This is a genomic window from Pseudogracilibacillus sp. SO30301A, assembly GCF_037072025.1.
In the GTDB taxonomy this organism is placed as follows: Bacteria; Bacillota; Bacilli; order Bacillales; family Amphibacillaceae; genus Pseudogracilibacillus.
Genome location: NZ_JAXHDD010000022.1, coordinates 26,442 through 39,936, shown reverse-complemented (window position 1 = coordinate 39,936; position 13,495 = coordinate 26,442). Strand labels below are relative to the sequence as shown.

At 35.3% G+C, this 13,495-nt stretch carries 14 protein-coding genes; 9 read left to right on the top strand and 5 right to left on the bottom strand.

Features of this window, described 5'->3' with window-relative positions; translation table 11 throughout:
* A complete protein-coding gene (gene kynB / locus SPD89_RS12030) occupies positions 1-639 on the top strand; it encodes an arylformamidase (RefSeq protein ID WP_336262193.1) in 639 nt (212 codons plus the stop codon).
* A 560-nt stretch (positions 640-1,199) separates the two neighbouring features.
* On the opposite strand, the gene SPD89_RS12025 is transcribed toward kynB, so the two are convergent.
* Positions 1,200-1,574, bottom strand: coding sequence for a DUF4363 family protein (locus SPD89_RS12025; protein ID WP_336262192.1), 375 nt, complete (start codon positions 1,572-1,574; stop codon positions 1,200-1,202).
* On the bottom strand, positions 1,575-2,291 hold the full coding sequence (locus SPD89_RS12020; protein ID WP_336262191.1) for a DUF421 domain-containing protein: 717 nt from the start codon (positions 2,289-2,291) through the stop codon (positions 1,575-1,577).
* 259 nt (positions 2,292-2,550) lie between these two features.
* Here SPD89_RS12020 and SPD89_RS12015 point away from each other — a divergent pair, with 259 nt between their 5' ends.
* The 3 genes from SPD89_RS12015 to SPD89_RS12005 all read left to right on the top strand — a co-directional run bounded on the left by SPD89_RS12015 (position 2,551) and on the right by SPD89_RS12005 (position 4,007).
* Positions 2,551-2,751, top strand: a complete 201-nt coding sequence (locus tag SPD89_RS12015; protein WP_207519268.1) for a cold shock domain-containing protein — start codon at positions 2,551-2,553, stop codon at positions 2,749-2,751.
* An 81-nt stretch (positions 2,752-2,832) separates the two neighbouring features.
* Positions 2,833-3,522 (top strand): class I SAM-dependent methyltransferase, encoded by a 690-nt coding sequence (locus SPD89_RS12010; RefSeq protein ID WP_336262190.1) that lies wholly within the window; start codon positions 2,833-2,835, stop codon positions 3,520-3,522.
* A gap of 173 nt (positions 3,523-3,695) precedes the next feature.
* Entirely contained in the window at positions 3,696-4,007 is a 312-nt protein-coding gene (locus tag SPD89_RS12005) for a hypothetical protein (RefSeq protein WP_336262189.1), read from the top strand.
* A gap of 237 nt (positions 4,008-4,244) precedes the next feature.
* Here SPD89_RS12005 and SPD89_RS12000 read toward each other — a convergent pair whose 3' ends face one another.
* On the bottom strand, positions 4,245-5,132 hold the full coding sequence (locus SPD89_RS12000; RefSeq protein ID WP_336262220.1) for an NAD(P)-dependent oxidoreductase: 888 nt from the start codon (positions 5,130-5,132) through the stop codon (positions 4,245-4,247).
* A gap of 255 nt (positions 5,133-5,387) precedes the next feature.
* Between SPD89_RS12000 and SPD89_RS11995 the strand changes: the two genes are divergently transcribed.
* Positions 5,388-6,002, top strand: a complete 615-nt coding sequence (locus SPD89_RS11995) for a yteA family sporulation protein (protein ID WP_336262188.1) — start codon at positions 5,388-5,390, stop codon at positions 6,000-6,002.
* 105 nt (positions 6,003-6,107) lie between these two features.
* Positions 6,108-7,934 carry a translational GTPase TypA gene (typA, locus tag SPD89_RS11990; protein WP_336262187.1) on the top strand — a complete coding sequence of 609 codons (1,827 nt, stop codon included), beginning with the start codon at positions 6,108-6,110 and terminating at the stop codon, positions 7,932-7,934.
* Positions 7,935-8,068: 134 nt separating this feature from the next.
* Here the strand turns inward: typA and SPD89_RS11985 are convergent, their stop codons facing one another.
* Positions 8,069-8,344 carry a YciI family protein gene (locus tag SPD89_RS11985; protein ID WP_336262186.1) on the bottom strand — a complete coding sequence of 92 codons (276 nt, stop codon included), beginning with the start codon at positions 8,342-8,344 and terminating at the stop codon, positions 8,069-8,071.
* Positions 8,345-8,356: 12 nt separating this feature from the next.
* On the bottom strand, positions 8,357-8,575 hold the full coding sequence (locus tag SPD89_RS11980; RefSeq protein WP_336262185.1) for a hypothetical protein: 219 nt from the start codon (positions 8,573-8,575) through the stop codon (positions 8,357-8,359).
* A gap of 355 nt (positions 8,576-8,930) precedes the next feature.
* On the opposite strand from SPD89_RS11980, the gene SPD89_RS11975 reads away from it, so the two are divergent.
* The 3 genes from SPD89_RS11975 (at position 8,931) to essA (ending at position 13,475) form a co-directional block, all read left to right on the top strand.
* Positions 8,931-9,227 (top strand): WXG100 family type VII secretion target, encoded by a 297-nt coding sequence (locus SPD89_RS11975; protein WP_336262184.1) that lies wholly within the window; start codon positions 8,931-8,933, stop codon positions 9,225-9,227.
* A 245-nt stretch (positions 9,228-9,472) separates the two neighbouring features.
* Positions 9,473-13,006, top strand: coding sequence for a type VII secretion protein EsaA (gene esaA, locus SPD89_RS11970; protein WP_336262183.1), 3,534 nt, complete (start codon positions 9,473-9,475; stop codon positions 13,004-13,006).
* Entirely contained in the window at positions 12,981-13,475 is a 495-nt protein-coding gene (gene essA / locus SPD89_RS11965; RefSeq protein ID WP_336262182.1) for a type VII secretion protein EssA, read from the top strand. Before esaA ends, essA begins: the two co-directional genes overlap by 26 nt.
* Positions 13,476-13,495 lie beyond the last annotated feature (20 nt).

The window sequence follows — 13,495 nt, the reverse complement described above, 5'->3', positions numbered from 1 at the left end:
ATGGAGAAAAAATGGATAGATATTACACAACCGCTTACGGAAGACATTGCAGTTTGGCCTGGAGACACCCCATATCAGTTTGATCTAAGTTATACTAAAAAACAAACAGGTTCTGTAAATATTGGTCAGTTTACGACGAGCGTTCATACAGGGACTCATGTCGATGCGCCGTTTCATTTTGATAATAATGGAGAAAAAATACATCAAATAGATCCGAATATTTATATTGGACCGGTTAAAATAATTGACGTAACAGAGCACAAAATGATAGATAGATCTATTTTAGAAGCGTTTGATTTAAGAGGAGTTAAGCGTCTTTTACTTAAAACGGAAAAAGAGCGTGACCCAGCTAGTTTTCCTAAAGAATTTTCTGTATTAGACACGGATGTAGGAGCGTACTTAAAGGAGTTAGGTATCTTTTTAATTGGTACAGATGCTCCGTCTGTTGACCCTGTTGATAGTAAGTCAGTAAGTGCTCACCATGCACTCTATAAAAATGGAGTTTATATTTTAGAAAATCTATTGTTAAATAAGGTAGAGTCAGGATATTATGAACTAATAGCTTTGCCTTTAAAATTGGTAGGTGCTGATGGGAGTCCCGTCCGTGCGGTCATTCGGCCGATCGATTTAAAAACTTAAGCAACATGTTAGGATAATTTTGAACCGAATTTATTTTAGCAATATATATTTTTTCAATTCGTGATAGTTGTCAAGCACCTCAACTGCTCAAGTTTCAGTAACTATGATTGTGGAGCGGTTGACCAATGAGTCTCAATAACTCAGGAAATAATCCGCTACCCATTGGCAGAAAGGAGGTTACTTCTTTTTGTAAGTGACTATACATTGAAATATGATCAGATGGTATAATGAAGATAAATAGGAAGAGACGGAGCAAAAGTTATGAAATGGTTGGAGGTTAGAAAAATGTATCCGAAATCAATCTTCAAACTAAAAGAGGTTGTTCAAAAATTCCGGTAAAAATGACACTACGAAATTCTTCGTTGGCTTGTTTCTCCGCTACTTATGTATCTAAATGCATACATTCCGCTGCTCGAAACTGCGCCGCTTTGAACTTCTTGCTCCTTTTTATCCTCCCTTTTTGAACACGCACTAATAGGGCTTTCGTCTTACATTAAAAATAATTAAGAAATTATGAAACCTCTCTTCAAATTTTGCAGAAAATTAAATGGAGAAAGTATTCATCTTCCAAGCTCTTTCCATATGTTACGTGCTTCGGCAAGTTCCCCCATTGCCCCACCTTTATCTTTTGCTTCAATGAATCCTTTTGTTCTATCTAATGTTTTATGAAGCTCATTAATCTCATCTCTTTCTGCACTAAATTGAATACGTCTGACTATTTTTTTCCAGGCCTTTTTTGCATCATCAAGGTGTATAGAAGCTTTTTCCCAATCTTGATGTAACACTTCTTTTTCTGTTTTTTCTATAAAGGAAATGAGGTCATCTTCATCAGACATCGGCTTTTTCAAAATTCCTCCAGTTGTCATTACTAAAATAAATATTCCTAATAAAAGGATTGGAATTATAATTCGTACACTTTTATTTATTTCAATCACCTATTCTAGTCTTTTTTCGCTGCCTTTTTCTATGGAATCCCGATATCCATCAATGAACATCTTATTTGATTCATCTATAAGTGCTAAAAAAACCTCATCAAAAGAGCCGTATCCATGGGCTCGTATTTGATTAAGTAACCATTCCTTATCTCGATTGATATAGTTTAAATTTCGTTCCATTACTTTTCCGTCATATATTAATTCTTTGCTTAATCCTTTATAAGGAGTTAACAGTCCAATATCTTTAGGAGTTATCGGCTGAACTTCTGACTTTTTTAAAATAGATAATTCTCCATTTGTTTCAAGTACTGCATACTCAACTTCGCTAATATCAAATACATCTTTGGAACGAAGTAATTTTAATAAATCTGCCGCTCGATATCTCGTCTTTTTTAATGTCTCCTCCATGATTTTGCCTTTTAAAATAACGATTTCTGGTTCTCCGTCAATATATTTAGCAATGGTACGTCCTTTTAAATTTCCCCATTGCAATACAAAAACAAGAAATGCCCAGACAAAAAGTCCGACCCAATGAGGCCATGCTCTACTTGTAAGATCTGTGGTCAAAGTTGCCGCAATGGAACCGATGGTTATACCTGTTATATAATCAAAAAAAGATAATTGACTAATTTGTTGTTTACCTAAAATTCTTGTGAAAATAAGCAATGTAAAAAAGGCTATAATTGCACGAACAAAAACTACAAGAGATTCAATCAATGTTACGCACCTCATCATAATAAAGATAATTGTGCTTAGGTTGTGTCGAAATTGAAAGATTTATGTTGAAAAAGCTCATGTCGAAAAAATAATTCAATAAAATTAGCTATTCACTTGCATTTTATTGCGATAAAGGGTAAAGTTATTAATAGCAAAAGGCAATTGATTAAAATAATACTTTACGATCTCTTTAACAAAGTGGTGTAAAAGTATTGATTCAATTACTTTGCACGATATTTGTATAAGGAGGTCATTCATCATGATGACTGGTAAAGTTAAATGGTTTAATGCAGAAAAAGGCTTCGGATTTATCGAGCGTGAAGACGGAGACGATGTATTCGTTCATTTCTCAGCTATCCAATCTGAAGGTTTTAAAACGCTTGAAGAAGGCCAAGACGTAGAATTCGAAATCGTCGAAGGAAACCGTGGACCACAAGCAGCTAACGTTTCTGCACTATAATTCATAGACGTTAAAGGACTTATCTCAAACAGAGGTAAGTCCTTTTAAAATTTTAGGAGAAAATAAGAAGGAGAGGGGAAAGTGACGAAATCTTTTGATTGGCAAAAACAAACACAGAAAGAGTGGGATAACCAAGCTTCATTTTGGAGTGAAAGAAGTAAAAATGTGTGGGATTTAGGAAGTCGGAAAGACATCATTCCCTTTATCCAAAACCATTTTAAACCAGGGCTTAAAATAATTGATATCGGTTGTGGTGATGGATATGGTACATATAAATTAAAAAAGTCAGGATATGATGCAACTGGCATTGATATTTCTAAGAAGATGGTTGATTTAGCAAACCAGCGATTTAATGATACAGGAATCAGATTTCAACAAGGAGATGTAAATCAGTTACCTTATTCGAATAATTATTATGATGGAATCATGGTGATTAATGTATTGGAGTGGACAGATAACCCGGCAAAGTCATTAAAGGAAATAAAACGAATATTAAAAATCAATGGGATTATGTGTGCGGGAATTTTGGGACCGACAGCAGGACCTAGAGCTCATGGTTACCCTAAAGTCTATGGAAAAGAAGTAATTCTTAATGCAATGATGCCATGGGATTTTTTGCAACTAGCAAAAGAAAGTGGTTTTCAACTTTTAGATAGTTATGGTGTCTACAAAAAAGAGGTAAAAGATCATCATATTAACGGTTTATCCAGACAGTTGAAGCAAGCTTTATCTTTTATGTGGGTGTTTATGTTGAGAAAAATTGAACAATAATAGAGGATGTTCAAAAAGTCCGGTAAAAATGACACTGCGAATTTCTTCGTTGGCTTGTTTCTCCGCTACTCATGTATCTAAATGCATACATTCCGCTGCTCGAAACTGCGCCGCCTCGAACTTCTTGGTCCTTTTTATCCTCCTTTTTGAACACGCGCTAATAGGTGATTCGAATGAAAATGAGCGAAAAGGATAAAAATATAATTGAGCAGTACCAAAACGATGAAAAAATGATGGTTTTAATTTTCGCCCAGTGGTGTGTTAATAATGATTTAGATGCTAAAGTACTTTATGAAAAGGCCTACCCTAGTCAGCTTGAAAATAAATTGTTACTTGAAGCAATGGCAGAAACAGTTTCTAAAGAAGAGTCTGAAGAGATTTCTGTAGCAGTGCTGCAACAAGTCCTGCAATTATTTGGCAATGATGACTTAGCATTTATTATTCAGGAAGAAATAGATAAGAAAAAGAAAAATGGTAAACCTTAAAAAGGTATGCAGGTTTATTCCTGTTTTCGCCTTGGAAGCACCATAATGGTCACAAAATGCACCGTTATGTGCCCGTTTTTATAATGGTCACAAAGTACGACGTTATGTGTCCCTTTTCATCCTAAAAGCACATAACGGTCACAAAGCATACCGTTATGTGCCTGTTTTTTCTTGGAAGCATTAAAATGGTCACCTTATGTCTTTTAGTACAGTGACAAAAAGGGATACATAAATTTATTACTCAAAATATTTTATTAAAGCATGAATGCCACTTTCTTCCCACCCTCGTTCTGCAAGCTCTTCATACATCTCTAACGCAAGAGAAAGTCCGGGGGTAGTAAGATTCATTTCTTGTGCAGATTCAAGCGCAATCTTCATATCTTTAATATAATGTTTAATTGCAAAACCTGGAGCGAAATCACCTTTGATCATCCGTGGAGCATAATTGGATAAAGACCAGCTGCCAGCTGCACCTGTTGAAATAGATCCGAGAACAGACTCTGGGTTTAGTCCAGCCTTTTCTGCATACATAAGCGCTTCACACAGACCAATCATAGTAGGAGCGATTGAGATTTGATTGACCATCTTTGTATGTTGTCCTGCACCAGCCTCACCTTGTAAAATGATATTTTCTCCCATAATGTTAAAGATTGGTAACATATTATCAAAAGCATTTTGGTCACCACCGACCATAATCGCAAGTTTTGCGTTTTTTGCGCCGACATCTCCTCCAGAAACGGGAGCGTCTAATGCATAGACCTCTTTCTCTTTTGCTTTTTCGTATATTTCGATTGCAAGAGATGGTTTTGATGTTGTCATATCAATAATGTATGTACCTGGTTTCGCGTTTTCTATAACTCCAGCTTTACCAAAATAGACTTCTTTTACATCAGCTGGTGTGCCGATCATCGTAATTATCACATCAGATGCACTCGTCAATTCAGCAACTGTCGACTCCCAAATAGCTCCTTCTTTAACAAGTTCATTCGCTTTTTCTTTTGTTCGTGTATACACATGTAATGGATACCCGGCTTTCATTAGATGATGTGCCATGCTTTTTCCCATAACTCCTGTACCAATAAAACCAATCGTTTGTTTTTTTGCCAAAGTGATCTTCTCCTTCATAAAAAAAGTATTAAACGAAATTACCATCTATCCCACATAATAACATACATTTTATGCGGAAATAAAGAATCATTTTCTACTTACAACACATAGTATAAAGAAGAACGAAGGCGAGTTTAACGCACCTTAGAGGAAGGATATGGAATAATGTTTAAAAAGTAATGATAACTGGTATATAGGATATAAAGGATCGTAATTCCGCAACAGTAAAGAGATGCTTGTTGTTTATCTATATAATTGGAGGTTGAGATTTTTATGCTGACAAATGAGCAGATAAGTGAATTTAAAGAAATATTGTTAGCCAGACAAAGTGAAATGATCAGCCAAGTGCAAGATCGTTTTGGATTAGAAACTTCATTTATGGATGCTGTTGGGGAATTATCAAGTTATGATAATCATCCTGGAGATATGGGAACGGAAATGTATGAAAGGGAAAAAGACATCACCCTAAACGAACATGCAGAAAGAGAACTTGAAGCAATTAATGAAGCGCTTCATGCGATAGATGAAGGTACGTATGGTATATGCCGTGTTTGCAGTATGGACATCGCATATGACCGTCTAAAAGCTATTCCGACAGCTGATACATGTCGGGAACACGCAGAAGATAATGATGTGATTTTTAACAGAAATCGTCCAGTGGAAGAAGAGGTAATTGGCCCGAATATAAACCCTGATGAAAAAACAGATGAAACACAGGTAGGCTATGATGCGGAGGATGCTTGGCAAGAAGTAAGTCGATACGGGACTTCAGAAACTGCATCAGATTTTTACGGTGACAGAGATAATTATAATGAAATGTATCCCAATAGTGATGAGGATGTCGGGTATGTTGAGGACGTAGAACGATATTCATCACACCATAAATAACGCAATCATTTATTTTAATTAAGGAAAAATAATTTCGGGGTACAGTCATTCATATGGTATACTAGTAACGCTTTAGAGTTTTTAATTCATGAGGAGCGTACATGTATGAAATTAAGAGAAGATATCCGGAATATTGCTATAATTGCCCATGTTGATCATGGAAAAACAACATTAGTTGATCAATTATTAAAATATTCGGGAACATTTAAGGAACATGAACAAGTAGAGTCGCGGGCGATGGATTCGGGTGATATTGAAAGAGAACGGGGTATCACTATCTTAGCCAAAAATACAGCGATTCACTATAAAGATAAAACGATTAATATCCTGGATACACCTGGTCACGCCGATTTTGGTGGGGAAGTTGAGCGGATAATGAAGATGGTGGACGGGGTTATTTTAGTCATTGATGCGTATGAAGGAACAATGCCGCAAACTCGCTTCGTTCTTAAAAAAGCATTGGACCAAAATTTAAAACCAATTGTAGTCTTAAACAAAATCGATCGACCTAACGCACGACCAGAAGAAGTAATTGATCAAGTCTTTGATTTATTTGTTGAACTTGGGGCTAATGATGAGCAACTTGATTTTTCCGTACTTTATGCTTCTGCACTTCATGGCACATCTAGTTATGAGTCGGAAGAGCAGTCGGAGACAATGGAACCAATTTTTGAAACGATCGTAGATAAAGTTCCGGCACCAATTGATTCTAGTGAAGAACCTTTACAGTTACAAGTAACGTTACTTGATTATAACGATTATGTGGGGCGGATTGGAATTGGTCGAGTTACTCGTGGAAAAATAAAAGTCGGCGACCAAGTAATTGTTTTGAAACAAGATGGTTCTAAGAAGACGTTTCGTGTGACGAAATTATTTGGGTTTCTCGGATTAAAACGGATTGAAATCAATGAAGCAAAAGCAGGAGATGTTGTCGCCGTTTCAGGAATGGATAAAATAAATATTGGGGAAACCATTTGTCCAGTAGATCATCCAGAAGCTTTACCACCGCTCCATATTGATGAACCAACATTACAGATGACCTTTCTCGTTAATAATAGTCCGTTTGCGGGAAAAGAAGGAAAATATATTACCTCTGCAAAAATAGAAGAGCGTTTAAAAACACAGTTGGAAACGGATGTTAGTTTACGTGTCGATCCAACTGGTTCACCAGATGCTTGGATAGTTTCGGGACGTGGAGAACTTCATTTATCTATTCTGATCGAGAATATGAGGCGGGAGGGCTTTGAATTGCAAATTTCAAAGCCACAAGTTATTTTAAAAGAGATTGATGGTAAAACGTGTGAGCCAATGGAGCGTGTTCAAATCGATGTTCCCGAAGAATACACTGGGTCAGTGATGGAGTCAATCGGGGAACGGAAAGGTGAAATGCTCGACATGATCAATCATGGCAATGGACAAGTTCGCCTCATATTTAAAGTGCCATCACGTGGTCTATTAGGTTATTCAACCGAATTCATGTCACAAACGAGAGGTTATGGAATCTTAAACCATACATTCAGTGATTATGAGCCGGTAGTAAAAGGATTTGTAGGAGGCAGACGACAAGGTGTACTCGTTGCTTTAGAAAATGGAAAAGCATCCACATACGGAATTCTTCATTTGGAAGACAGAGGAACTATTTTTGTTGAACCCGGAACGGAAGTATATGCTGGGATGATCGTCGGAGAACACAATCGAGAAAATGACTTGACGGTAAACATTACACGTGAAAAGCATTTGACGAATATTCGTTCTGCTCATAAAGATCAAACTTCGATTATTCGAAAAACACGAGACATGTCGCTTGAAGAGGCCATCCAATATCTCGATGACGATGAATATTGTGAAGTAACACCTAACTCAATTCGTTTACGTAAAAAAATCTTAAACAAAAATGAACGGGAAAAGATGGCGAAACGAGCTAATCATTAGGTTACTAAAAAACGAGGGAAAAAAATACCGTTAAATAGTTTCAAACTGCAGAAAGTAAAATACGGAGTGTGTCTTCTTTTAACAATACAAAAAGCAAAAGGGCACTGAAAGCATTGCTTTTCAGTGCTCTAACATTAATTGATTGTATAATCTGTTTGCATCTCCCATTCATGTACTTCGTAGCCTCTTGCACCTAATTTTACATAAGGATCTTCTTTAACCCACTCAGTCACTTCCTCCAGGCTATCTCCCTGATATATAATAAGTCCACCTGCTCCATCTACTAGACGTCCATAAAGAAGAATTCTTTTTTGGTCTCTTAATTCTTTTAAATAATCAAGATGCTCCGGGCGATACTTTCGACTTTTTTCTTTATCTTTCATTGTTAAAAATGCGGCATAGTATTTCAAAATTTATCTCTCCTAAACTTCAAATATTATTAATAGAATTGGTATAACGGTTCTTTTTTTACATTCTTCTTTTTCATTTGGAATATATTTGGTGAAAAATGCTGCGAAGAGTAGGAAGATAAATGCTAACCCCCATGCAACAATGCCATTCCATCTTACATTAAAGCTGAAACTAATAATGACTGAAATGATACTGATTCCAATAAAAATCGCTGTTAAATAACGTTTCATTGCTCCCCCTCCAAATAAAATTCCCTTAAGAATTATCTTACCATATATATATAAATTAGTTTATAGGTGCGATGTTGAAAAATTTAAAAAATAAGCTAGTAAATTAGGAGCGGAAATTAATTGGTTCTTTTTCAATGCATCTATTATTAAATATTAGGTAATTAAGCTTATTATTCAATTATCCTCTCGATATTAAGGAATAACATCGCATGACTTTTGAATTATTTTTAAGAAAATTTGTAAAAGCTATTGACATTGATTTTATTGTCTTTTAGTATACATTTTCAAGGTAAGTAGGAATGTAGTTTTTCAAACAAGACTAATTACCTAATATTTAAAAAGGGAGATGAGTTTTATGTCAGGGCAAATAAAAATGAGTCCAGCTGAACTGACTCATAAGGCAAAACAGTATGGAGAAAGTTCGGCTATGATCCAAGAAATCCTTGGAAAACTAGAAGCTTTGCAAGGTGAGCTAAGTCAACAGTGGGAGGGTCAAGCTTTCAGAAGTTTTGACACTCAATTTGAAGATTTAAAACCAAAAGTTCAAAACTTCGCTCAGCTGATGATGGAAATCCAAGACCAACTCACGAAAACAGCTGATGCAATGCAAGAGCAAGACCAGGCATTATCAAAAAATTTCGGCTTTAGATAAACAACAGGGGACACATATGTTCTGTATACAGTGTGAGTCACATAACGTCAGTTGTGTGACTCCTTATTGTTACGTGAAATTTTATTGAAGGTTAAGAAAGTATAAAACTTTCTTACTTCATAAGTGCAACTTTGGCTTTCGCCATAAAGGCTCGGCGATAAGCCAAGTTTTCTAAGATATACTCTCATTATTCCCTTACATTCTTTTTAAATATCAACAAATAATCTCTAATGGAGTTGTAGTAAATGAAAAAATACAGATGGCAAGGAATTGTTTTTTTTCTGATTATTTTTATTTTATCGATTGGTTTATCTTACCTTGCATTTAATGAAAATTCAATTGACCATGTTGAAAGAGCAAGACCAATGGCGATTGCGCTTGTAAATGAAGATGAAGGTGCGCCATTTAATGATGATAAAATTGTGTTTGGAGATCAATTTGCAAATAGTGTTGTAAAAGATGATAGACATGATTGGTATGTTGTCAGTCGTGGAGTTGCCGAGAGTGGATTTGAACGCGGAGTCTATGACATGATGATCATTATTCCAAACGATTTTTCTGCCCGCTCTTTATCGATTCATTTGGAGCGACCTGAACCGGTCTCATTACATTATAAGATTAATGCTACAGGTCACGAAAGTGTTCGAGCAGAAGCAGAAAAAACAGCAGGACAAATTTTAAACGACTTTAACAGACGACTAATTGACGTTTATTTTGCAAGTGTTATTGGAAATTTACAAGAAGCCCAAGATAATATTAAAGAAATTATTGATAAAGAAAAAGAATATACAAGCATTTATAATCATCAAGTCAATGATCCTTTATCGAATTTTACCGATCAATTTAAAACGGTGCAAGACTATACAAAAGTTTCTAAAGAAAGTTATAAAGGATTGGAAGATGTCTTAAGTGGTTTTGAATCGAGTTTAAGTGAAGACGCTCAAGTTAATCAACAGTTTTCTGAGGAAATTGATAGTGTAATTAAAATAAAGGAAGATGAAAGTCAAATAGCAGCTACATTTGGGGAGTTTCTCGAACAATTTGTTAACCGTTTGGGACATGAAGATGTTATGAGCCGACTTGCTGAATTAGAAAAAGCGAATGAACAGGTATATCGTGAATTTCAACTTGTAGGAGAAAATGAGCCTAGAACGAAAACGATTATGTCTAACGCTAATTTAATAAAGCATCGTTTTGGGCAAATGGATGAAAATATAAGCTATTTTCAAAATCAGCTGCATAAAGATATACATACTAAGTTGGAAAAACAGATTAGAAAGCAGTTGGAGGATGCTTTTAAAGATGACTCTCATGTAAATATGAAGATAAATGATTTATTTACAGGTTTAGATGATATTGTTCATACTGATATCCGTGAAGAAATTAAAAACTTACCAACATTAGATGTAAATGAAATTGAGAAGATTGGCTTAGATGAGCAGGCTGAAAGTGATCTATTAACAGTCATTAAAGTGACTGATAAATACAATGCTGACTATAAAAATAGAGCGGGGTCTTCAAATCAGGAGCTTACAACAATAAAAGATAAAATTGATAAAATAAAAGAAGGTTTAGAATCTGGAATTACCGTATCAGATAAAATAAATTTAACTGATTATGATAAAGGTGAGGTTTATTTATACCTTAGTAAATTACCTAAAGGGTTTGATTTAGAACAGATTGAGTTAAATGGGAGACAGATCAGGAACTATGATCCCGATACTGGTATCAAGATAAAGCCATCAAATCAAGAGCTTACTCTAAGTCTAGAACTAAAACTTAAGAAAGGCTTTAGAGAAGAGATAGACATCTTCTCACCATTGGAATGGGAGTGGACTGTTTCCCAAGAAGGCATTGAAAAAGAAGAGCCAGAGGAGAATGAAGCTCCAGAAGAAGTTGAGGATAAAACTGATCAAAAATTCACTGCTCCACCATCAGATAAAGATAACAAACAAGAGGAACAACAGCAGGACCAAGATAACGGCACCGACACGGGAGAACGTGAAGAGGCGCTACAGCCAGGTGCTAAAGCAGACAACGAGGATGATTCTGTCTCAAACGAAGATGATTCAATAGAAACAGAGGAAAAAGATAATGATTCATCGAATGGAGATAACGCAGGGGAAGGATTAGATGAAGGATCTCCAGAGAATGAGGAAGAGGACAAAGCTGGAGAAGATGAAGGATCTTCAGAGAATGAGGAAGATGACAAAGCTGGAGAAGGTGAAGAAACTGAACCTCCAATAAAAGAGGTCAAGGAAATAACGAATAACTATCTATACCAAAAAGTACAAACTTCTTTATTAGCAGATTTAAATGAAGAAGATTTAATGGAAGCCGTTAATGAGGTTGCAGAATTTATAAGCGGTTATTATAAGCTGTATTCTTTATATGAATTATATTTTGGGTTTGATATGGAACATCAAAACTTTGAAAAAGAGTTAGAATCTCTACCAAAAGAAAAACCGCTAGTTACGCTTGCGACTGAAAATTCACTTTATCATATATTTTATGAAAAAGAGATTAAAGATCTAATTAAGGATCATATTGTAAAAGATGTGATGCAAGAAATAACGGACGATGTTGATGATTCAATAAAAGATATTGATAAAGCGATAAATAGTTATAAAAATGATTTGGAAAAATATAGCGAGGAATCAGACAATTTAGTTCAAAAAATCGCCCTAACAAAAGAAGAAGCTAATTCTTTAAACAATGAAATTGGGAAAATACTAGATGAGTTAGCCCAGTGGCGTGATACTAGTAACGAATTAACTAATGAAAATAGGACAGTTCTTGATCAAGATCGAGAAGTCCAATCAGCTGTCATGAATTTAGACAGTGGATATCAACCGCTCTTACTGGCAAGTCAGTCCCTTGTAGATCAAGCTAAAGCTAATTTCGGTACGGCTGATCACGTATATCAAACATTTGATGCAATAGATGAACAAGCAGGAAACATTCAAAAGAGTGGTGTTAATTTAATTACACATGCAGATGATTTAGCGAATAAATTGACAGAAAAAGCGATAGAAGATGCTAGTTATGCTGAGAACTTTAGTGAAGTATTAGCAAATAGCCGAATTGGGGACCGACAAAACGAGAATTTGTATCGCTTTTTAGCAAATCCAGTTCAAACGAAAAATGATGGTGTCATTACAGAGGGGGAAGATTTTACAGCCTATTTCTTAGTAATTATTTTGTCAATCGTAACTCTCTTTACGGCATACGTTATATCTACTATTAATCAAAAACGGATGACAACAGATGCCTTTACAGAAGAACGTAAACTTTTACACGCTAATTTGCCAATAACTGCTGTTACCGCAGGCGTTGGATTAATAGAAGGTTTAGTAATAGGAATTCTTTCATTTTTCTTATTGCAGTTTGATGATGGAAAAATGTATATTTGGCTCGGTTTAATTCTCTTGTTAACCATAACGTTCTTACTAATTGCGACCTATTTATTAAGACAGTTAAAAATGGTCGGAATGTTTATCTTGATGACAATTTTTAGCTTATACTTATTGTTAACAAAATCACTTGGTTTTCGATTTGAAAACAAAAATTTAGTAGAAACATTACAGAAGATATCTCCACTTCAGTATATAGAAACGTTATTAACTAATATTTTAGAAGGAAAAGCTATTTCACTACTTGTTATAGTAATACTAGCTTTAATCGCTGTAACTGGCTTTGTACTTAATTTGTTCGTAGTAAATCGACGACTTGACAGTAAAGAGGGGATGGAAGATGAGAATATGCCAGAAGCAAATTAAATTTTTGCTTCTTTTCTCTCTTTCTATTTTTTTTCTCGCTCCATTCCACGTTTTTGCAGATGAAAAGGGGCCTGAAAAAGGAAAGATGGAGATTAAGACAGATCGAATTTTAAAAAATCCTGACGATGAAGGAGAAATCGTTGAAACAGAACTGGATCGAACTTTTCCAAGTTTATTTGATGCAGAAACAAAGGAAAAGATTGATGACAGACAGGAAAAAAATGAAGAAGCGATCAAAGGAGTAAAAAGTCATATTTTCTTAGAAGAGATACCAGAAACCACTTCGCTTTATGACGTTCAATCCGAATTATTTACGGAAGACTATCAATCACCAAACGTTTTTGCAGGTGAACCAGTGGATGAACAGTCGACAAACTTTACATCACTTGTTGTCTATGGCAGCCTAGTTACTTTCATAGGTATAATCGGTGGTGGAGTCATTATGTTATTTAGAAAATTTGAATTATAAGAGGATGTTCAAAAAGTTCT